We start from the raw sequence: 21,257 nt of genomic DNA, 5'->3' as shown, positions 1-21,257 counted from the left end.
CGTCCGCGTGGTCTGCCCTCTTGCGCTCTGTGTGGTACGCTGAATTTTCTATAACGTGCAGAGGTATAAGTTGCAATCAAGCGCTTGCGAACCGCACTTTCACCACTGAAACGCCGTGCCAAGGTGCAAAGACTTGATATTTTCACCGTTTTGCGGCCTTGGTGAAGGGATGGTTCCAAAAAATCGGGTTGTTCTCATGTGGCGAATTGTATCGCAGTATCTTGTCTGTTTGACGCTGGCGCTGGTTGTGGCTGCCTTTGGTCCGGCAGCAACATGGGCGCAATCGACGTCACCTCAGGGTGGGGATGATCTAGCCAAGGCGATTGAGCAGGCAGCTGAGAGCGGCGTCGGCGTCATCATCGTTGATGGTCGCGGCCAGCTGGTTTCGCCCTCGGATGCGCAGGGTGGAACGATACCTGTTCCCGCCACGGATCAGATGGAAGGGGCCTCGGCGCTGATGAAAGCGCAATCGGAGGTGGAGCAATTCGGGGATGCCCTGAAAAGTCGTCTGGAGGCGATGCCCTATTCGATCTTTGAGGTGCAGTACATCCTGCGACAGACGAGCCCGGATGGCCGCATTATCACCTACGTGAAGGTGCTCGGCTGGAGCTTGTTTCTGCTGTTCATCGGTCGCTGGGTCTCGGTCGAGATTTACGGCAAGCGTATCGCCAAGAAACATGTGGTGTCGCGGATCAAGGAACAGCCCGAAGGCTATCAGGATAAAATGCCGTTCCTGGTCTTCCGTTTCATTATGGGGGTCGGCGGTACAATTGTAGCCATGGCGTTTGCGTTGCTGACGTCCTATCTCATCTTCGGAACTTCCGGCAATTCATCGGTGAAATTCACCGTCACCGCGATCTACACGGCGTTTTTCTTGTCGCGGACAGTTTCGGACCTGTGGCGCATGGTGCTGTCGCCTTACCTCAGCCAATACCGCATTCCTGTGTTCTCAGACCGGGACGCTCGGCGTCTGTATTTCTGGGCCTCCGGGCTGGCGACCTACGATATCTGTTCGGTGCTTTTTGCGACTTGGGTTGGCGATTTCGGGCTCAATTACAATGTATATGCGCTTGTCTATGGCGTGTTGGCATTGGTTGGCACGTTCGGCAATCTGTTGATGGTTGTGATCAATGCACGACCCATTTCCAACGCCATACGTGCAGGCCGCGCCCCGGAAACCTGCTCCTGGCTCGTCCGGCTTCTGTCTGTTGCCTGGGCACCTGTTCTGGTGGTCTACATCATATTTGGATGGCTGGAGCTGGCCTTCGATCTGGTGTTGGAGCGCGATATGTCGCTGCCGCTCATGGCGGGCAGCTATTCGGTGCTGACCTCTATTCTGGTTGTCTACGGCCTCATCAACTATGTGATCGAACGCTTCTTCAATCGGTCGCAGCGACGGGTGCTGGTCAACGCTGCCGATGGAAGCGACGAAGACAGTGACGCAGAGACCGACGACGATGCCGAGATGCTTCCGCAACAGCAGCGGCACCCGATAGCCACTTTCGAAGATCTCGCGCGCCGCATCGCCGGTATACTGGCCTTTACCGTCGGCTTTCTCGCCATGGTCACGATCTGGAACCCCGAAGCAGCCTGGATGGAAAACTCCCGTCTGGACCGGATGAGCGATATAATCGTGATCCTGTTCATCGGTTATATTGTCTACCACATCGCCCGGATCTGGATCGACAGCAAGATCGACGAAGAGGTTGGCGACATGCCGGTTGGCGAATTAGGGGACGAGGGCGGCGCGGGCGGTGCCAGCCGGTTGGCAACCCTGTTGCCGCTGTTCCGAGGCGCGATCTTGGCGGTTGTCGTGGTCTCCATCATCCTGATCGTTCTGCTGGAACTGGGGATCAACGTCAGCCCGTTGTTCGCCGGTGCCGGTGTAGTCGGTCTGGCGGTGGGTTTTGGGTCGCAGACCCTGGTCCGGGATATCTTTTCGGGTGCCTTCTTCCTCGTGGACGACGCCTTCCGCAAGGGCGAATACATAGATATCGGCGATGTCAAAGGCACGGTCGAACGTATTTCGGTGCGATCCTTTCAGTTGCGCCATCACCTGGGAGCGTTGCACACCATTCCCTTTGGTGAGATCCGCGTGCTGACCAATTATTCCCGCGACTGGGTCATGATGAAGCTGCCGCTACGGGTGACCTATGACACCGATGTGGAAAAGGTGCGCAAACTCATCAAGAAACTGGGACAAGAGCTGCTGGATGATCCGGTGATCGGAGACACCTTCATACAGCCGCTGAAGTCGCAGGGTGTGATCGAGATGCAGGATTCTGCAATGATCATTCGGGTCAAATTCATGACCAAGCCTGGCGACCAATGGCTGGTGCGCAAGAAGGTGTTTCAGGAAATCCGCGATCTCTTTGCGCGCGAAGGTATCAAATTTGCCCATCGCGAGGTTACCGTGCGTTTGGCTGGGGATCAGGTCGAGCAAACCCCCAAAGAGAAGCGCGATCTGGCTGTCGGGGCTGTTCAGGCGGCCATCGATGAGGATCTGATGGACGTGAACGATGGCGACGGTGACGATCGCTAGGAGATCAGCGAGGCCAGTCCGGCGCTGCTGTTCCTGATGCCGTCGCGGGCTGGACCCACTGCATCTGCGTCTTACCAACCGCCAGCGGCGCAAGCAGCCGCTGTCCGGGTCCCCAGCTTGTCTGCTCCACTTCCGGTGAGAAGTCGTGATCGACTGCGCCCGCCAGTTCCTGGCCGGGTGCGCTGTCATCGCCATGACAGTCGGTTAGGGATGTGAGCTCATGCGCGGTGCGGGCCAGCGACAGGCGCGCATCGGCAACAGGCTCGCCTCTGCTTGCCTTGCTCAATGCCTGTAGAACTGCTGCGGCCATCAGATAACCGGTCGCGTGGTCCAGTGCCTGTACAGGGAGCGGAACCGGTTTTGCCGCGGGGTCAGATGTCGATGGAAATCCGGCGACCCATTGGCGCCCACGTTCGGCGATCCCGCTGCTCATCTGCACAAGGCTGTCAAATCCCCTGCGCTGCGCCCACGGGCCGGTCCAGCCATAGGCATTCAGGCGCACATCAATGAGGTTCGGCGCGAGTTCCTGCAGCTTTGCGGTATCATATCCCAGCCCGTCCAGCGCGCCGGGACGAAAGCCATGCACCAGAACATCGGCGTCGGCTAACAGAGTTTCAAAGCGATCACGCCCGCTGGCGGAGCGCAGATCCAATGACGCCATATGTTTGCCCAGCGAGATATCCTGAAGCACGCCGGGTTCGTCCCAGTCCGGCGGATCAATTCTGAGGACAGTTGCACCGAAGGCGGCCAAGGTCCGGGTCGCTACGGGGCCTGCCAGCACCCGCGTGAGGTCCAGCACCCGCAGTCCCGCCAAAGGCCGAGCCCCGGTTGCCAATGGATGCTTTCGAAGGTTGATGTGACGGGGCCGCCCCCAGGCGATTAAGGGCTCGGAACCGACTGCCTGCCCCTGTTGATGGGCCTGCCAGTCTGCATGGCTGCGCATCGCTGCCGCGACACCGCCCGCACCAACGATGGCCTGCTCCAACGTATCCGCGGATCTGCTAGCAACAGCGTCGCGTACCGCCTCCGGGGTAGGTTGGCAGCCGAGGGTCGTCAGCGCCGCGTCGCGATGATGGGGAAGGTTGGTATGAAGCCGGATCCATCCGTCGGCTGTGCGATAATCGCCGGCCAAGGGGTCCCAGAGATTGGGCATCTCCCAGCCCATGGGACGGAAGCTGTAGCGAAACCAGAGCGCAGCCCGGCGCTGATCGACGGTAACGGCCAGATCTTCGGTGTCGAGGTTCATCGCGGTCATCAGTTCGGCTAGGGCGACCCCGACCGCAGCCAGCGAGCGGTTGGCCAGTTCCGAAACAGCATAGCAGCTGGGCCAGCGAGCACCTGCGATCACGGAGTAGGTTTCAGGGTCTGGTAGCGCCTGCATTGGGCTCTCCTTTCGCGGGTCAGTTGATCACCTGGGGGTTATTGCTGGTAGGGATCGAGGCTGTCGCGCAATCCGTCGCCGAGGAAATTGAATGCAAGCACAACAATGATGATCGGAAGCATGGGAATGGCGGTCCATGGGTAAATCTCGATCGAAGCAAGATTTTGCGCGTCGTTCAGCATGACGCCCCAACTAACGGCCGGGGCGCGTAACCCGAGGCCAAGGAACGAGAGCGCCGTTTCACCAAGGATCATCGCCGGGATCGACAGGGCAGCAGAGGCGATAAGATGTGACATGAAATTCGGCAGCAGGTGTTTGCGTATCACCCGCCCCGAGGACGCTCCCATCATTTCTGCAGCGCGGACGTATTCTTCTTCGCGCAGGGATAGGAACTTCGCTCTGACGGAGCGCGCCAGTCCGGGCCAGTCAAGAATGCCCAGAATGATTGAGATGACAAAGAACACCGCGACTGGCGACCAGTTGGATGGCACAGCGGCGGAGAGCGCCAGCCACAGTGGCAGTTCAGGCAGCGAGCGCAGGATTTCGATCATCCGGTTGATCATCCAGTCCAGCTTGCCGCCGAAGTATCCCGCGAGGGAGCCAAAGAATATCCCCAGCACAAAGGAGACAGTGATGCCAATCAGACCCACGGTGAGTGACAGCTGGGCGCCATAAAGAATACGGCTGAAGACATCCCGGCCCAGCCGGTCGGATCCCCAGATAAACAGAGTTGCGCCTTCGGGGGGGCAGAACAGATGGGTGTCGGACGGGAACAGCCCGGCAATCTTGTAGGTTGCACCCTCGCAGAAGTATCGCAGCGGTTGCGGGTTTTCCAGATCTGGCTTGAAGACCCATTGAAAGGTTTCGAGATCCGCCTCCGAGGTCATCGGATAGATAAACGGCGCGCGCAGCTTGCCCTCATGGAACAGGTTTATGGATTGAGGCGGCGAGTAGATATGCTCGCTGTCGCGCTCATTCGGGCCGTAGGGTGCTATGAAGCCGATGACAGGAAGAAGCAGGTAGCAGACCAGCAGGAAGATACCCGAGGTGAGGCCCAGTTTGTGCGTTTTGAACTTGCGCCAGATCAACACCCAATTGGGGGCGTCGAGATCCTTGCGCTCCAGCTCTTGCAGGGCCGTATTGGGATCATAGGGCGTGGTATCGACGTAGCGATTGTCGGGTTGGGTGCTCATCGCTTGCGCTCCTCATAGCGGATGCGGGGATCGAGCATCACCAGCAAGACATCGGAAATCATGGTCCCGATCAGGGTGAGCAGTGCGACGAACATCAAGACGAACCCGCTCAGGAACATATCTTGTGTTTTGAGTGCGGTGAGTAGGGTAGGCCCAATGGTCTGCAGGCCCAGAACAACGGAGACCAGAACCGAGCCGGAGATCATGGCTGGCAGCAGGTTGCCAATGTCCGCAACAAAGGGGTTGAAGGCCACACGCAGCGGATATTTTGTCAACATCCGGGCCGGTGCCATCCCCTTTGCTATCGCGGTTTCCACATAGGGTTTGCCGAGTTCATCCAGCATATTGGCCCGCAGCCGCTGCATCATGGCCGAGGCGCCGGAGGTTCCGATCACGAAGGTTGGCACAATCAGGTGGATCAGAATGGATTTCACCTTTTCCCATGTCATCGGCTCTCCCTCATAGGCGGGATCCATCAGGCCACCGATTGGCAGATCGAAATATTTATGCCCATAATAGAACAGGATAAGCGCCAGCAGAAAGTTCGGCGTTGCGAGCCCGAGGTATCCAACGAAGGCAGAGGTATAGTCGACCCAGGTGCGAGAGCGCGCTGCCGCCAGGACCCCCAGCGGAAGTGCAACGAGGTAGACAAACAGCACTGCTGCAACATTGACCAGAACGGTGAGCCAGAGGCTCTCACCGACGATCTCGGCAACCGGGCGGTCAAATTCGAAAGACCAGCCAAAATTGCCCTGTATCATCCCGGAGAACCCATGCGGGCCCGGCATGAACCCCATCCAGATCATGTATTGCTGCCACAGCGGGCGATCCAGCGCATATTCCTTGCGAAGGAATTCCGCCTTGTCCACGCCGGACGACTGGCCGGAGGCTCGCAGCTCCGCGATCTGGTTGGACAGGTAGTCACCGGGGGGCAGGTTGATGATGACGAAGATCAGCACTGATACCACAAGCAGCGTCAGCAACATGGTTCCAAAGCGATAGATGGCGTAGCGCAGGATCTCCATCTGGTCGTGGTCCCTCAGCCTTTGCCGTCTTCGAAGAAGAACTCATCCGGGCGGTAGATGCCAAAATGGGCGCCCGGATCCCAGGCCCAGGTGCCTTTTGTCGGCACATTGCGCAGACGATTGCTGACAACAACAGGTTGCGGGGCCGCAGCGACCAGACCGATTGCATAGACTTCATCAGCGTGGATCTTCAGCATTTCCTGCCAGACCTTGGTGCGGGTTTCGTCCGTTGTTGCGGCTTCCCAGGCGTGCCAGAGTTCCATCAGTCGCTGGGCGGGTTCGAGGTCCGGTGCCTCCCCAACGTCACCTCCGGTCTGATGGTATTGGCCCCATTTCGGCCAAGACAGAAACACCTGATCGGTCGGTGCCAGATAAGCAGGTGAGGTATAGGTTTGCGGCAGCCCGTTGTCCCAGCCATACCAGACCGAGGCCATTGTAGTGCCGGAAAACACCCGGTTGCGCAGGATGTCTCGATCAAGGGGCCGCATCACCAGTTTGACGCCAACATCGCGCCAGTCATCGGAGATGATCTGTAGCGCGTTTTCTACCTCCTGACGTTCGCCGGCGGTCTCCACGACAAGTTCCATGGGACGGCCATCGGGCAGTTTACGGATGCCATAGCTGTCACGCTCGCTCAGCCCGGCTTGGTCCAGAAGCTGGTTTGCCAGCTCGGGGTCATATTGAGCCCAGGCCTCGCGCAGGGCGGGATCAAAGAAGGGGCTGGCCTCAAGCACCGTCATCGCCCCCGGCTTTGCCAGTTTGAAATAGAGCGCCTTGTTGATGCCGGCCCGGTTGATCGCGACAGAGAGGGCCCGGCGTACGCGCGTGTCGCGCAGAACCTGGCGCCATTGGTCGTCGTTTACGTTGAGATTTGGATAGATGGCGATCTGAGAAGCAGTTCCATTGCCCCAGAGATAGGTCTTGTAGGCGGCGCCATCGCTCTCTCCCTTGCGCAGGATCGGAATATCGCGAAAGCCAAGTCCGCGGGCTTGCAGGTCCGCTTCGCCGGCATTGGTCTTGGCGGCGACCAGGCCGCCTGCCACGATTTCCATCTCGACCGTGTCGATATAGGGCAGCTGCACGCCCTTGCTGTCGACACGATGGTAATAAGGATTGCGCACGAAGAGATGCCGGATCTTCTTGCCCGAGGTTGCATTGATCCAAGGCTGCAAAGTCGGCAATTCGTGGTTGTCGAACTTATACATATTGTCGAGCTTGTTGTGCAGGGCGGCCCAGCTCTTGACCCGGGCATAGTCCACTTCCTCAGCGAGCTTTTCGGGGTCGGCGTAATCGGCATGAAACTGTTTCAGATAGGCCGATGGGCGATAGATGAAGGGCGGGCTGGCCTGCGCAAGACTGTGCAGGAAACTGGGATTGGGGGCAGCCCATTCGTAGATGATGGTTGTTTCATCAGGAAAACTGACGGTTGGCAGCGCCCCATCCACCCGCAGATAATCCGGGGCGCCAGTAGGGTTGAGCAGCAGGTTATTGGCGACGTCTTTCCACCAGTATTCAAAATCGGCAGAGGTGAAGGGATCACCATTTGACCAGCGGTGACCCGGACGCAGTTTCAAGGTGAAGCGGCGATTATCCTCAACCTCGAAATCCAGCAGGATGTCTGGCTGTAGCTGATAGGTCTCGTCATAGCCCGCCAGTCGGGCGTAGCCGTACACCACCATCTGCCGGATGTCCTTGGACCGCGTCACCATGGTGTTGAGCGTGCCGCCCTGGACCCCGAACTGACGGCCCTTGGCTTCCAGATCGACGATCAACGGGACCTCGGGCACTCGTTCGGCGACAGGCGGCAGGTCGCCGGATTGCACCTCCTGTTCCCAAAACCCGCTTTCGATCAGTTGTGCGGGCGTGGCGACGGCCGTCGAGGCCATTGCCAGACTGAGGGCATGGGCCAGAACCGCGCCAGTTGCGAGGGTCTTCAGGGATGAGCGCAGATTAAACATGACAACGTACCTTATGTCCGGGCTCCACTTGTACCAAAGGCGGTGCCGTGATGCCGGAGAATTTGAAACGGTCTGGCCAGCTGTCGGGCGATCCGGCGCCCTGTGCTACCAATTTGAGATTGATTGGGCGCTTGATGCTCGGTTCCGGCTGCGCAGCAATCAGTGCCTTGGTGTATGGATGCTGAGGATTGTAAAACAGCGTTTCAGGCGGCGCCTGTTCTACCACCATACCACGGCGCATTACAGCGACCTCATCGGCGATGCGTGCCACCACAGCGAGGTCGTGGCTGATAAAGAGATAGGACAGTTGCTGCTGATCGCGGATGTCCTCCAGCAGTCGCAGGATCTGTTCCTGGACCGAGACGTCCAGGGCCGATGTCGGCTCGTCGCAGACGATCAGCGATGGATCGAGCATCAGCGCGCGGGCGATCGACAGGCGTTGGCGCTGACCGCCCGAGAACGCATGTGGATAGCGAAGCAGCATTTCAGGTTGCAGGCCCACCAGCCGCAACATCTCTTCGGCGCGATCCCGGCGGCTGCTGCGATTGCCCAAACCGTGGATCTCCAGCGGTTCAGTCATGGCATCCTGAACACGCATCCGCGGCGACAGCGATGAATAGGGGTCCTGAAACACCATCTGGGCGGCTCGTTGAAACGCCGTCCGGCTGCTGCGGTCCATGTCATGAACAGAAATCGGTGCGGCATCTGCTGCGGGTCTGAACAAGACTTCCCCGCCGGGGTCGGGAGCTTCGGCGCCAAGCGCAATACGTGCGGCTGTTGTCTTTCCCGAACCACTTTCGCCGACGATTGCCAGCGTCTTGCCGCGCGGGAGCGCTAGATTCAGCTCTTTGCAGGCATGAATAAGGGTGGGCGCAGACCAGCCTTTGCCAGCCCGCAACGCGTATGTCTTGGAAATGTTGCGCAGTTCAAGGATCAGATCGTCCTGCGGCACAGGGGAGACGGGTTCTGGTGTCTCGGGGATCTGCGGGGCCGCCCTGAACAAAGCCTGAGTGTAGGGATGCGCGGGCGCGCCAAGGACAGCTTCGGCACTGCCGGATTCCATGACGCGGCCTTTGTGCATGACGACGACTTGCTCTGCCATATTGGCGACAACACCCAGATCGTGGGTCACCAGGATCATCGCCATGCCGGTATCGCGCTGGAGGTCTTTCATCAGGCCCAGTACCTGTGCCTGGGTGGTTACGTCCAGCGCCGTCGTCGGTTCGTCCGCGATCAAAAGATCAGGCTTGGCGACCATCGCCATCGCAATCATCGCGCGCTGACGCATCCCGCCGGACAGCTCGAAAGGATAGGATTTATAGGTGCGCTCAGGATCCGGGAAGCCCACCCGTTCAAAACAGGTCAAGACCTCGCGCTTGGCGGCGCTTTCGCTCTTGCCACCATGCAGCCAGAGTACTTCGGCAACCTGATTGCCGATCCTGTGCAGTGGCGAAAGAGAGCGCATCGGCTCCTGAAAGATCATTGCGATTTCATTGCCGCGAACGTCTCGCATCTGCCGCTCGCCCAGCGTGCGCAGATCCCGTTCGCCACCGCCGTTGGCGCCACGCCACAAGATCCGGCCCTGCCTGATCTGCGCGGCCTTCGGCAGGATCCGCAGGACAGCACGACAGGTCACGGTTTTGCCCGAGCCGCTTTCTCCGACAAGCGCAACGGTTTCACCTGCGGAGACGGAAAAATTCACGTCTCTCACAACCGGGTCACCCTGGCCAAATCCGATACTGAGGTTCTCGACAGACAGCAGAGGCGTCATTTAGCCTAAGCCGCCAAGCCGTTGCGGCGCTTGCATAGCGGTTCCATATCCCCTGTTTTTTTCGCCCACTGTCGCGCGCCACTGGGGCAATAGTCAAATCCCATTTCCATACCCTAAAGATTGATGCCAAAAAATTGAGTGCGCGCGAGCAGCCCAGGCTCGTGCAAAAGCGCAGAGACGCATAGCTTCCGGATGCTACACATTCGCGACAATCTCTGTCACAGCTGTCGCAACTTGCGGCCTTAGTGCTGCCACGGTCATCTAAGGGAGAATGTCATGAACGCGCAGAATACCACCACACGGCTTGATCTGTTTATCGACCGGATGGTGTCGCAGCGGGCCTGTCTGGATGCGGCTATTGCGCAGACCGCGGGCCGGACAGAGCCGGTGTTTGAACTGGGGTTAGGCAATGGCCGTACCTTTCACCACATGCGCGAACGCATTCGTGATCGTGACGTCTATGTATTCGAGCGCGCCGTCGCCTCGCATCCCGACAGCACGCCAGCGGAACATCTGACCATCCTTGGTGACGTTCGTGAAACACTGCCCGCAGCCGCAGACCGGTTTTCGGGAGGCGCCAGCCTGATCCACGCCGACCTGGGCGGGCATGACCGCGAAAAGAACGACGCCTTCGCGAGGATGATCTCGCCTCTGGTCGAGCCGCTTCTGGCGGTGGGCGGCCTTATGGTGTCCTCAGACCGGATGTATTTCGACTCGCTGGTGGAACAGCCTTTGCCAGCGGGGGCGGTTCCGGGGCGGTGTTTCATCTATTGCCGTGTGAGCTGATCCGCGCGTGTCAGCTGCGGTTGCGACGTCGGGTTTGACTGGCGCCGTGGCCTTCCGGCGACCTAGGCTGCTTGAGACGTTCCGAAACGCAGATGAGAGGCCGCACTATGATATTTTACGATTGCAGCACCGCCCCCAACCCCAGACGAGCGCGGATGTTCATCGCAGAAAAGGGGCTGGAGATCGAGACGCGCGACATTTCGATTGCAAAGGGCGAACAATTGTCTGAGGCGTTTCGGGCGGTCAATCCGCAGGCGACGCTGCCGGTTCTGGTGACGGATGACGGGCTGACCTTGACTGAGAACCTGGGGATTGCGGCCTATCTGGAGGCGCTCCACCCGGAACCGCCATTGATGGGGCGCACTCCGGCGGAAAAAGGGCAAGTCCTGATGTGGCATGCGATAGTAGAGGCGCAGTGCGGACTGCCGATCGCCGAAGCGCTGCGAAACAGCCACCCGGCCTTTGCCCACCGGGCCATTCCTGGCCCCGAAGATCATGCTCAGATTCCAGAGTTGGCAGAACGAGGTCTTGCCCGAACTGCGCGGTTTTTCGATTTGCTGGAGGCGCGCTTGCAGCAAAGCGTCTTTGTCGCTTTGGACGATCTGACCCTGGCCGATATTGCCGCCTTTGTTTTTGTCGACTTCGCCCGGGTCATCAAGATGCGTATCCCGGCAGACAATACTGCGACCCGCGCGTGGTACGATAGGATCGCCGAGCGCCCAAGCGCCCGATTGTGAGAACACTTGTAGGACCGGATGGACAGCCTGTACAAACAGCGGCAAGTTGTGCGGTCAGATCATTCGTGTCGTCTACGGCCCGCCCGCCGAGGTTTCAATCCAAGTATTCAGAGGTCAGCCATGGCTGAAAAACCGATCCTGCACCGCGATGATCCCGAAGCCATCCCATTGGTTGGCAACGTCAAGGTCACGCGTGCAGATTGGCTGAATGTGGCGATGGATGTGCTGATTACCGACGGGGTCGAGCAGGTCAAGGTGCTTGCGCTGGCGGAACGCATGGGGGTTTCTCGGTCTTCGTTCTATTGGTATTTCAAGTCACGGCAGGATCTGTTGGACGCACTGCTGACCAATTGGGAACAGACCAATACGGTTGGCCTGATGGGGCAGGCTGAAGCTGCGGCAGAGACCATTACCGCCGCTGTCCTGAATGTGTTTCGCTGTACGGCGAACCCGCAGTTGTTCAACACGGCTCTTGATTTCGCGATACGGGACTGGGCGCGCAGATCCGGCCATGTGCGCAATATTCTGGACATGTCGGATGCCCGCAGGATCGATGCGTTGACCTCGATGTTTCGGCGCTATGATTACCCTGAACGCGATGCAGAAACGCGGGCCAAAGTGCTCTATTACATGCAGCTGGGCTACGACATGGCGGGCCTTAATGAGCCGTACGAGCAGCGGCTCAGCATGACGGGGGCTTATCTGGAGGTCTTTACCGGCCAGTCGGCCAGCCCCGCAGAGCTGGCCGAATTTGCGGAATACGCCAAACAGTACTGGCGCCCCTGAGACGCGGTCTCACATCGCAGTGAGCAGATTGTCGACGTCGGCCCTGGTCTTTTCGGCGGCGGCCATGCGCACCGGTCCGTATCCACGGATATCCATCGGTGCAGTCAGCACGGACAGCCATTTGTCGTGATCCTCTGCTGTATAGCGTACGGCGGCCTGCTGGAGGATGCCCTGATACCAGCTGAGCAGATCGCGGTGCAGACGTGCCTCTTCGTGATGACCGAAGGGGTTCCAGCGATGGCCTCTCAGGCGGCGTCCCTTCGCCAGAAGGCGGAGTGCCGGACGCATCCAGCCGCCGAACTGGATTTTGCGGGGCCGGCCCCGCGCATCGGTTTTGCGGCTGAGGAGAGGCGGGGCAAGGTGATAGTTCACCTGAAAGTCGCCCTCAAATTCGGTTTCGAGCTGATGCGTAAAACGATCGTCGCTCAGAAGGCGGGCCACTTCGAATTCGTCCTTGTAGGCCATCAGTTTGAACAGCGATCTTGCGGCCGCCTTGACCAGCTCTTCAGACCGATCCGCAGGAAGGGCATCGCGCAGGGTTTCCAGCTGGGCAGTATAAGATTGTGCATAGGCAACATCCTGATAGCCGGTCAGAAACGTGGCACGGCGGTCAATCAGCTCGGCCAGGGTTTCTGTGCGCGCCTCCTCTTCGGAGTAGAGATCTAACAGGCGCGCCGGATCATGGGCGAAGGCCCGCCCGATGGCCAGGGCCAGGCGGTTCTTCTCGATCGCAACACCGTTCAAGACAATAGCCTGATCAAGGGCGACGAGGCTGACCGGAACCAGTCCCTTTTGCCAGGCAAAGCCCAGCATCATGACATTGGCCAGAACGGCATCGCCAAGCAGAGTTTCTGCCGCTTCATTCGCGTTGAAGCCCGACAGGTTGTCGGCACCGATAACATCGGCGATGGATTTTTCGCGCAGAGTGGCCATCAAGTCGGCATCACGGCGCAGGACCAGATCGCCTGTGGGCATTTCGGCGCGGTTCAGCACCATTTTCGTGCCCTCGCGATAGTGGGCTGACGCTTTCGGAGCGGAACTGACTACCACGTCGCAACCGATTACCGCATCTGCCGCACTTTGGTCGATACGCACCTGATGCAGCGCGTCCGGTGCATTTGAAAGGCGGATGTAGCCGAGTACGGTGCCGAACTTCTGTGCGAAGCCGGTAAAGTCCAGGACGCTGGCGCCTTTCCCTTCCAGATGCGCGGCCATAGTGATCACAGCACCTACCGTGACGACGCCCGTACCGCCGACGCCGGTCACCAGAAGATCGAACGGATCCTCCAGCGATGGCAAAGCAGGCATAGGTAGGCCAGCGGTCAGCGTACCAATGTCCAAAGCGGCAATTTCTTTCTTGCGCCGCGTTGCACCTTCCACGGTTACGAAGCTTGGGCAGAAACCATTCAGGCAGGAGAAATCCTTGTTGCAGCTTGAAAGGTTGATCTTGCGTTTTCGGCCAAAGGGGGTCTCTTTCGGCTCGACACTCAGGCAGTTGGATTCCACCGAACAATCGCCGCAGCCCTCACAAACCAGATCATTGATAAAGGCAAACCGCTTTGGATCCTCCATTGTGCCACGCTTGCGGCGGCGGCGTTTTTCGGTGGCGCAGGTCTGTTCGTAAATCAAGACGGTAACGCCGGGGATCTCCCGCAGCTCGCGTTGGACGGTGTCCATTTCGGCACGGTCGTGAAAACTGGTGCCCGCAGGGAAATCGGAGGGGGAGAACTTGCCGATCTCATCGGACACCAGCGCAATCCGGTCGACGCCTTCTGCGCGGCAGGTCTGGGCGATGCCTGAGACACTGACCGGTCCATCTACTGGCTGGCCGCCGGTCATCGCGACCGCATCATTATAAAGAATTTTATAAGTGATATTTGTGCCCGCAGCGACCGCCTGACGGATCGCCAGAGAGCCGGAGTGATACCAGGTGCCCTCGCCAAGGTTCTGGAACACATGCTTGCCGCCGTTGAATTTCGAGGCAACTGTCCAGGGCACCCCTTCGCCTCCCATCTGGGCATAACCGGCGGTGTCGCGGTCCATCCAGCTGGCCATGACATGGCAGCCAATTCCCGAGTTGGCATTGCTGCCTTCAGGCAGTTTAGTGGAGGTGTTATGAGGGCAGCCCGAGCAGAAATAGGGGGTGCGGGTGGCACCGGGGATATTCAGCAGCTGAGGGGGCTTGGCGGTCAGAATATCTGCCCGCTCCAACAGGTTTTCCTCTGGGAAAAACCGGTTCAGGCGTTCCGCCACGATCGGCACCAGCTGCAAAGGCGACAGCTCACCTGTCCAGGGGATCAGCGGGTTGCCCTGACTGTCATGTTTGCCGACCATCCGTTCCGGTTTGTCGCCTGGCCAGTCGTAGAAATATTCCTTGAACTGGCTCTCGATGATGCCGCGTTTTTCCTCGACTACCAGAACTTCCTGTTTGCCTTTTACAAAACGCAGCGCCTCGGTGCGGGCTAGGGGCCAAACCATCCCAACCTTGTAGATATCAATACCGAGACGTTTGCAGGCGGCGGCATCAAGTCCGAGCAGGCGCAGCGCCTCCATCAGGTCCAGATGTCCCTTGCCAGTGGTGACAAAGCCGAATTTTGCCTCCGGCAGATCGTAGATCCGCGTATCAATCGGATTTGCCTCGGCGAAGGCACGCACCGCACGCAGCTTGGCGTGGATCCGGGTCTCGATCTCCGGCGAGGGCAGGTCTGATCTGCGGATGTGCAGCCCGCCTGGATAATCGGGCAGTTCGGGGTAGGAGAAAGCGCGGTCCGGGCGCAGGTCCACGGAGCGTGCGCTTTCCACGGTTTCCGAGACGGCTTTGAACCCCACCCAGGTGCCCGAATAGCGCGACAGCGCAAAGCCGTATTCGCCAAACTGCAGGAATTCCCCGACATCGGCCGGGTTCAGGACCGGCATGAACCAGGACATGAAGGCCACGTCGGACTGATGTGGCATTGAGGAGCTGACGCAACCATGGTCATCGCCTGCAACGACCAGAACGCCGCCCTTCTCGGATGAGCCATAGGCGTTGCCGTGCTTCAGCGCATCGCCGGACCTGTCGACCCCCGGTCCCTTGCCATACCACATGGAGAACACGCCCTCGACCTCGCAGTGAGGGTCAAGAATGGCCTGCTGCGCGCCCAAGACGGCGGTTGCGCCCAGATCTTCGTTCACGGCGGGCATGAAGGTGATGTTATTGGCGTCCATGCGTGTGCGGCTGCGCCAGAATTCCAGATCAACGCCGCCCAGCGGAGAGCCGCGATAGCCGGATACAAAGCCTGCGGTATTCAATCCGGCCGATCTGTCGCGCCGTGCCTGATCCAGCATCACGCGCGCCAGTGCCTGGGTGCCGGTCAGAAAGACGCGGCCCGTCGTCATCTCATACCGGTCATCCAGCTGGTAACTGCGAAAATCGTGGCTGAGCTGGGTCATTGGAGTATCCCTTGCAATGATACGATCATATGCGCGAAATGATAATCCACATTGGCTGGATATTCTTGCCAGATTACCTCTGTTTTACTCCATTCATGAATGATATTTCCATGTGGTGTAAGAATTTGGATGATTTTACCATGGATGATGATCTCACCCTTGATGATCGGGACCGTCGGATCCTGACGCTGCTGCAACAGGATGCGCGGATGTCGAATGCGGATCTGGCAGAGGCGGTGGGGATGTCAGCTTCGGCGTTGTGGCGGCGGGTGCGCGCGCTGGAGGAGGCGGGTGTCATTGAGCGCTATGGCGCGGTGGTGAACGCGGCGGCGATGGGGCTGGGATTTCACGCGATTGTCCATGTGCAGCTGACCCGCCACGACCGCGAAAAGCTGTCGGACTTCATCAAGGCGGTTGAGACCAGCCGTCTGGTTCAGGAATGCTATGCCACCACGGGGCAGTCGGATTACCACCTGCGGGTATTGGCGCCTGATCTTGACGCTTACAATCGGTTTCTTGAGGAGTTTCTGTTCCGCCTGCCTGCGGTTGCCAGTGCGCAAACAAACGTGGTGCTGCGGACCATCAAGCGCGACGAACCTGTCACGCGCTGAGCTTTGTCCCGGGCGCCGACAGCTTAGGTCGCGCTGCTTCGGCTTTCAGCCGAAACTGACATGCGCCCAGGCAGCTGCCATCGCAAGATAGGTGAGTTGGTGTAAGGCCTGGTCGGTGCCCATCGCGCGCCAGTAGACAGCCATATTCGGTGCCAGTTCCTTGCGTTTGGAATAGCAGGCCTTGCAATAGTCGATGTTGAAATGTGCCACCCATTCCAGCGCGCAGATGATCAAGATGAAGCCAACCGGAGCCCCCATGATAACAAAGGCAATAATGGATCCCATCACATGCACCCCCGCATGTTGTGCCCGTCCGGCATGCAGATATTCACCACGACCCGAGAGCATCTTGGGTGTTTGCAGGTAGAAATCCGCAAACATGTGTTTGATCTGAAGCAGGCAAAGCAATCCCAAAAGGGATGCGAGGTGGTCTGTCAAAGCAATGGCCCCGTTTTGTGTCGCGCGCTGAAAGCTTACGTATTTTTTCGAAACAGGCAAATGGCCTGTGGCACTAATCGCCACGACGCTCCGTCATCTGGATAGGCTTTGGGCAAGGTCAGCTGGATTGAACCGGACGACACGGCGTGCGACGTCCGTCTTGCCATTGCCTGCAACTGGCAATCCGGGCTAGGCATATCGGGATCAGTTTCCGTAACATTTTCCATTTCGGAGCCGTCCCATAGAACGCACTCTTTTTCGGTTTATCTGGAACTACTCAAAGCGCGACCAACTGGTTCTGTTGGTGGTCACGGCCTGCTTGTTTCCACTTCTCTATCTCACTCTGGAACTGCCAAAACGCATCATCAACGATGCTATAGGGGCGCAGAGCTCCACGATTGACCTGCTTGGGTACGAGCTGAACCAGCTGCATTATCTCTGGCTTCTCTGCGGTGGATTTCTTCTGGCGGTTCTCGCGCATGGTCTGCTGAAAATGCGCATCAACACGATGAAGGGGGTTCTGGCCGAGCGGATGCTACGGCGGTTTCGCTATCGGTTGATCTCGCGTGTTGTGCGGTTCCCACAGCCGTATTTCGAACGGGTAAGCCAGGGCGAACTGGTGTCTATGATCACCTCGGAAAGTGAGCCGATGGGGGGGTTGATGGGGGATGCGGTCAGCCAGCCGGTGCTACAGGCCGGTCAGATGCTGACGATCCTCTATTTTCTGTTCATGCAGAGTGTCTGGTTCGGTCTGGCGGCGGTTGCGCTAATTCCCTTGCAGGGCTGGTTGATCCCGATGTTGCAGCGGCAAATCAACCTGTTGAACAAGAAGCGCATTCATCAGATCCGCGCTTTGGCCTCCGAGATCGGCGAAAGCGCTGCTGGCGCATCTACCCTACGTCTGAACGGCGGTTGGCGTTACCGGATGGCTGTCATCACGGATCGGCTCGGATGGCTCTATGACATCCGGTTTGCGATCTATCAGAAAAAATTCTTCATGAAGTTTCTCAACAACTTCATTACCCAGCTGACACCGTTTCTGTTCTATGCAGTTGGCGGCTATCTGGTGCTTGAAGGCAAGGTCTCGCTCGGTGCACTGGTTGCAGCCCTTGCCGCCTACAAGGACTTGGCATCGCCCTGGAAGGAACTGCTGGCCTATTACAACCAGACGCAGGATATGGCGTTGCGCTGGGATGTGATCCTGGAGCGATTTGACCCGCCCGGCATGGTCGATGAGGCCTTGATGACGGGCGCTCCCGAGGATCTGAAACGGCTTCGGGGCGATATCGTCGTGGAGGGGGTCAACGTCCGCGATGCGGATGGCAATCTTGTTCTGGAAGATCTCAATGCCCGCTTCCCGGCAGGCAAGGTGATCGGGGTTGCCGCGCCTTCAGAGGAGGATCGCCGTGCGTTGGCGGGATTGTTGACCCGCGAATTGCTGCCTTCGGCGGGCAAGGTCTGTATCGATGACCAGAACATGCGTGACATTCATCAGGCGGTGATCGCTGCCCGCATCGGTCATGCCACGTCCCGCCCGGTGCTGTTTCAAGGCTCTTTTGGCGACAATGTGATGATGCCGATCAGGCAGCGGCCGCTTGGTACCGCGCAGGACCTGCGGCGCTATGATGTGGCGCAGCGTGCGGGTAACAGCCCAGATCCACTGGACGCCTCCTGGCTGGACCCGAGCCTGGCCGGGTTCTCCAGCGAGGCGGAGCTGCGCGACTGGTGGCTGCGGTTGGTGTCGGGGATCGGGTCCGATACCGCCCTGTTCCGTCGTGGCGTCGAACAGCGTTTCGATGCCAAGAGTCATTCAGAATTGGCGCTTCAGCTGGTCGAACTGCGTCCAAAGGTGCAGCAGGCGGTTACCAAGGCGGGCCTGGAACAATACGTGCACTTTCTGGCGTCAGATCGGTACAATCCGGCCCTGCCGGTGGCGGAGAATCTTCTATATGCAACCACGCAAGCGCGGATCACCGAAGACGTCCTGAGGCAACAGAATGATTTTCTGGATCAACTCAGGGCACTCGATCTTGACGTCGATCTCGTCGCGCTCAGCCGTGACGTGGTGGAAATGCTGCGGCAGATCTTTGGCATTGACGGTACCGATCATCCGCTCTTCCGCAAGCTTGGGCTGGAGGCTTCGGCCTATGAGGGGGCGCTGGCGCTGGTCGACAAGACCCGGAACGATGGCGTCTCTACGCTGAGCCATGAAGAACTTGCGCGGTTACTTATCGTGCCTTTCAGCATCTCTGCCGAACAAATCGGTGCTGCGTTCAGCGATGAGATAGAAGAGCGCATTCTTGCGTTCCGCCAAAGCCACTCCAAGCAGTTGATGGCGACGCTGGGTGATATTTTCGAGCCGCTTGATGAGGGGGCCTTTGCTCCGGGTCTGACGGTGCTCGAGAATGCCCTGTTCGGCAAGATTTCCGATAGCGCCGGCGGGCGAGCCGAGGAGGTGCAGAAGCTGGTCTCAGAGGTTCTTGTCGAGAACGGCGTGCGTGATCGGGTTGTTGAGCTGATTTTTGATCTGCCGATTGCGATAGGCGGGCAGGGGCTTGCAGCCAGCTTTGCCGAGCCGCTTGCCTTCTCACGCGCTTCGATCAAGCGCCCGGATATCCTGATCCTAGACACTGCAATGGCGAGCTACGATCTGGATACACGCATCGCCATTCACAAGAACCTGCGCCATCTTTTGCCAGAGACGACGCTGATCTATCTGGGCAGCAGCTTTGAAAGCCCGGATGTCTTCGACAGTTATTATGAGCTTCGCCAGGGCCGGTTGGTGAGTGACACCCCCGCTGCGGATGCGGTCAGTGATGGTGCGGGCAGTGCTGATCTTGCACGGAAACTACGAGCGCTTGAGCAAACTGAGCTGTTCTCCGAGCTCAACCGTCGCCAGCTCCGGCTTCTTGCCTTTGGGGCGCGCTGGTATACCGCCAAGGCTGGTGACACGGTGTTTCTCAAGGACGATGAAGCGAGTGACGGCGCTTATATGATTCTGGAGGGCGAAGCGGGCCTATATCTGCCGCAGGCAGGTGATGACAGCCGTCTCGTAGCCAAGGTCGGTGCCGGTCGTCTGGTTGGCGAACTGGGATTGATCCGGAAGGAACCCAGGGCGCTGAGCATGATTGCCGAAAGCGAGCTGACGTGTTTGCGGATCGGTGAGGAGGAGTTCCTCGCAGTTGTCGAAAACGATGCCGCCACGGCTTTTAAACTGTTGCAGGTGGTTGCTGGCTACGTGTCGAGCTAGCGCGGCCGAGACTTGTGGCAGGGCAAGCGCAGGCCGGATGGTCAGACAGGCGGCGCGCATGCGCGACAGGTTCGAAATCCTACTGCGACGGGTAGTTCTGTTATTTGGTTTTGGGCGGCGCGCCGCCGACAAAACTGTTACCATCGGCGTAGTTGCAGGGGGCATCCTGCATATTGAGGTGCAAATCGTCTCCCTCGAATGGATGGGCGCGGGCGAGACCTTCGTCTACCTCGATACCAAGGCCGGGGGCGTCCGAGGGGATGACGCACCCAGCTTCGATCGTGATACTCTGCTTGATCAACGACATGTGGAACGGCGTTTCAATGGTCTCGATCATCAGAAGGTTGGGGATTGACGCCGCCAACTGGATATTGGCAGCCCATTCCACAGGACCGGCGTAGAGATGCGGTGCCATTTGGGCACCAAAAACCTCGGCGATGGCCGCAATCTTCTTGACCTCCCAGATGCCGCCTGCCCGCCCCAATGCCGGTTGCAGGATTTCGGCCGCGCCAGCGCGCAGCACAGCGGCAAACTCCGCCTTGGTGGTCAGTCGTTCTCCGGTGGCAACGGGAATGCGCACCCGTTCAGCGACACGGGCCATATCCGCGACCAAATCGGGGGGTGTCGGCTCCTCGAACCACAAGGGACTATAGGGTTCAAGAGCCTGCCCCAACCGAATGGCGCCGGCGGGCGTGAACTGGCCATGGGTTCCGAACAGTAGGTCGGCACGATCTCCCACAGCCTCACGGATCGCTCGGCAGAAGGCGACGGATTTCGTGATGTCAGATTGTGCCGGCATATGCCCGCCGCGCATCGTATAGGGACCGGCGGGGTCGAATTTGATCGCTGTATATCCGTTCTCCACAGCTGCAATGGCGGATTCAGCTGCCAGCTCGGAGCTGTTCCAGAACGCATCAATATCGTGATGGGGCTGCGGATAGAGATAAGTATAGGCGCGCAGCCGCTCGTTCATTCGCCCGCCGATAAGTGCGTGAACCGGACGATTGCGATCCTTTCCGAGAATGTCCCAACAGGCGATTTCCAGTCCTGAGAATGCGCCCATGACGCTGAGGTCGGGCCGCTGGGTGAAACCTGACGAGTACGCCCGTCGGAACATCCATTCGATGTTTTCTGGCGATTGTCCCAGCATGTGGCGGTCAAATACATCACGGATCACGTGGCTCATCGCGTCTGGGCCGATCGAGGCCGCGTAGCATTCGCCCCAGCCGATGATGCCGGTATCGGTGGTCAGTTTGACGAGGATCCAATAGCGCCCTCCCCAGCCGGGCGCGGGTGGGGCTGTGACGATGATGTCGAGGTCTTGCAGTTTCATGTCATTTCCCCGTG

General features: G+C 58.9%; 14 protein-coding genes. 6 read left to right on the top strand and 8 right to left on the bottom strand.

Annotation, left to right across the window (positions count from 1 at the left end):
* Nucleotides 1-196 precede the first annotated feature (196 nt).
* Nucleotides 197-2,542 (top strand): mechanosensitive ion channel domain-containing protein, encoded by a 2,346-nt coding sequence (locus VWY60_RS13120; protein ID WP_416540681.1) that lies wholly within the window; start codon nt 197-199, stop codon nt 2,540-2,542.
* Between the two features lie 4 nt (nt 2,543-2,546).
* Here VWY60_RS13120 and VWY60_RS13115 read toward each other — a convergent pair whose 3' ends face one another.
* The 5 genes from VWY60_RS13115 to VWY60_RS13095 are packed head-to-tail and all read right to left on the bottom strand — an operon-like array spanning nt 2,547 to nt 9,870.
* On the bottom strand, nt 2,547-3,923 hold the full coding sequence (locus VWY60_RS13115; protein ID WP_416540680.1) for a CoA transferase: 1,377 nt from the start codon (nt 3,921-3,923) through the stop codon (nt 2,547-2,549).
* A gap of 38 nt (nt 3,924-3,961) precedes the next feature.
* Nucleotides 3,962-5,116 carry an ABC transporter permease gene (locus VWY60_RS13110; RefSeq protein WP_416536500.1) on the bottom strand — a complete coding sequence of 385 codons (1,155 nt, stop codon included), beginning with the start codon at nt 5,114-5,116 and terminating at the stop codon, nt 3,962-3,964.
* Nucleotides 5,113-6,141 carry an ABC transporter permease gene (locus VWY60_RS13105; protein WP_340544391.1) on the bottom strand — a complete coding sequence of 343 codons (1,029 nt, stop codon included), beginning with the start codon at nt 6,139-6,141 and terminating at the stop codon, nt 5,113-5,115. Before VWY60_RS13105 ends, VWY60_RS13110 begins: the two co-directional genes overlap by 4 nt.
* A 14-nt stretch (nt 6,142-6,155) precedes the next feature.
* Complete coding sequence (locus VWY60_RS13100) at nt 6,156-8,099, bottom strand: ABC transporter substrate-binding protein (protein ID WP_416540679.1); 1,944 nt, start codon at nt 8,097-8,099, stop codon at nt 6,156-6,158.
* Entirely contained in the window at nt 8,092-9,870 is a 1,779-nt protein-coding gene (locus VWY60_RS13095) for an ABC transporter ATP-binding protein (RefSeq protein WP_340544393.1), read from the bottom strand. Before VWY60_RS13095 ends, VWY60_RS13100 begins: the two co-directional genes overlap by 8 nt.
* A 276-nt stretch (nt 9,871-10,146) precedes the next feature.
* Between VWY60_RS13095 and VWY60_RS13090 the strand changes: the two genes are divergently transcribed.
* From VWY60_RS13090 to VWY60_RS13080, 3 genes are all read left to right on the top strand, one after another.
* Nucleotides 10,147-10,656 carry a class I SAM-dependent methyltransferase gene (locus VWY60_RS13090; RefSeq protein ID WP_416537232.1) on the top strand — a complete coding sequence of 170 codons (510 nt, stop codon included), beginning with the start codon at nt 10,147-10,149 and terminating at the stop codon, nt 10,654-10,656.
* 107 nt (nt 10,657-10,763) lie between these two features.
* The gene (locus VWY60_RS13085; protein WP_416540678.1) at nt 10,764-11,393 is read left to right on the top strand and encodes a glutathione S-transferase family protein; all 630 of its coding nucleotides are present in this window, start codon (nt 10,764-10,766) and stop codon (nt 11,391-11,393) included.
* 120 nt (nt 11,394-11,513) lie between these two features.
* Nucleotides 11,514-12,179: a TetR/AcrR family transcriptional regulator gene (locus VWY60_RS13080; protein WP_340544397.1), complete on the top strand. Its 666-nt coding sequence runs from the start codon at nt 11,514-11,516 to the stop codon at nt 12,177-12,179.
* Between the two features lie 9 nt (nt 12,180-12,188).
* Here VWY60_RS13080 and VWY60_RS13075 read toward each other — a convergent pair whose 3' ends face one another.
* Entirely contained in the window at nt 12,189-15,611 is a 3,423-nt protein-coding gene (locus VWY60_RS13075) for an indolepyruvate ferredoxin oxidoreductase family protein (RefSeq protein ID WP_416540677.1), read from the bottom strand.
* Between the two features lie 140 nt (nt 15,612-15,751).
* Between VWY60_RS13075 and VWY60_RS13070 the strand changes: the two genes are divergently transcribed.
* Entirely contained in the window at nt 15,752-16,222 is a 471-nt protein-coding gene (locus tag VWY60_RS13070; protein WP_416540676.1) for an Lrp/AsnC family transcriptional regulator, read from the top strand.
* A 45-nt stretch (nt 16,223-16,267) separates the two neighbouring features.
* On the opposite strand, the gene VWY60_RS13065 is transcribed toward VWY60_RS13070, so the two are convergent.
* Nucleotides 16,268-16,660 carry a DUF3307 domain-containing protein gene (locus tag VWY60_RS13065; protein WP_340544401.1) on the bottom strand — a complete coding sequence of 131 codons (393 nt, stop codon included), beginning with the start codon at nt 16,658-16,660 and terminating at the stop codon, nt 16,268-16,270.
* 292 nt (nt 16,661-16,952) lie between these two features.
* Here VWY60_RS13065 and VWY60_RS13060 point away from each other — a divergent pair, with 292 nt between their 5' ends.
* The gene (locus tag VWY60_RS13060; RefSeq protein ID WP_416540807.1) at nt 16,953-19,910 is read left to right on the top strand and encodes an ABC transporter transmembrane domain-containing protein; all 2,958 of its coding nucleotides are present in this window, start codon (nt 16,953-16,955) and stop codon (nt 19,908-19,910) included.
* A gap of 100 nt (nt 19,911-20,010) precedes the next feature.
* Here VWY60_RS13060 and VWY60_RS13055 read toward each other — a convergent pair whose 3' ends face one another.
* Entirely contained in the window at nt 20,011-21,243 is a 1,233-nt protein-coding gene (locus VWY60_RS13055) for a mandelate racemase/muconate lactonizing enzyme family protein (RefSeq protein ID WP_416540675.1), read from the bottom strand.
* Nucleotides 21,244-21,257: the final 14 nt, after the last annotated feature.

This window comes from Phaeobacter sp. JH20_26, from assembly GCF_048056275.1.
GTDB lineage: Bacteria > Pseudomonadota > Alphaproteobacteria > Rhodobacterales > Rhodobacteraceae > Phaeobacter > Phaeobacter bryozoorum.
The sequence above is the reverse complement of the archived record's forward strand: the minus strand, read 5'-3'. Positions and strand labels throughout refer to the sequence as shown.

Bases quoted from the DNA above. Each gene is read 5' to 3' on its own strand.
- VWY60_RS13095 (WP_340544393.1), bottom strand. From the start codon at position 9,870: ATGACGCCTCTGCTGTCTGTCGAGAACCTCAGTATCGGATTTGGCCAG.
- VWY60_RS13105 (WP_340544391.1), bottom strand. From the start codon at position 6,141: ATGGAGATCCTGCGCTACGCCATCTATCGCTTTGGAACCATGTTGCTG.
- VWY60_RS13090 (WP_416537232.1), top strand. From the start codon at position 10,147: ATGAACGCGCAGAATACCACCACACGGCTTGATCTGTTTATCGACCGG.
- VWY60_RS13055 (WP_416540675.1), bottom strand. From the start codon at position 21,243: ATGAAACTGCAAGACCTCGACATCATCGTCACAGCCCCACCCGCGCCC.
- VWY60_RS13085 (WP_416540678.1), top strand. From the start codon at position 10,764: ATGATATTTTACGATTGCAGCACCGCCCCCAACCCCAGACGAGCGCGG.
- VWY60_RS13110 (WP_416536500.1), bottom strand. From the start codon at position 5,116: ATGAGCACCCAACCCGACAATCGCTACGTCGATACCACGCCCTATGAT.
- VWY60_RS13120 (WP_416540681.1), top strand. From the start codon at position 197: ATGTGGCGAATTGTATCGCAGTATCTTGTCTGTTTGACGCTGGCGCTG.
- VWY60_RS13075 (WP_416540677.1), bottom strand. From the start codon at position 15,611: ATGACCCAGCTCAGCCACGATTTTCGCAGTTACCAGCTGGATGACCGG.
- VWY60_RS13100 (WP_416540679.1), bottom strand. From the start codon at position 8,099: ATGTTTAATCTGCGCTCATCCCTGAAGACCCTCGCAACTGGCGCGGTT.
- VWY60_RS13080 (WP_340544397.1), top strand. From the start codon at position 11,514: ATGGCTGAAAAACCGATCCTGCACCGCGATGATCCCGAAGCCATCCCA.
- VWY60_RS13115 (WP_416540680.1), bottom strand. From the start codon at position 3,923: ATGCAGGCGCTACCAGACCCTGAAACCTACTCCGTGATCGCAGGTGCT.
- VWY60_RS13070 (WP_416540676.1), top strand. From the start codon at position 15,752: ATGGATGATGATCTCACCCTTGATGATCGGGACCGTCGGATCCTGACG.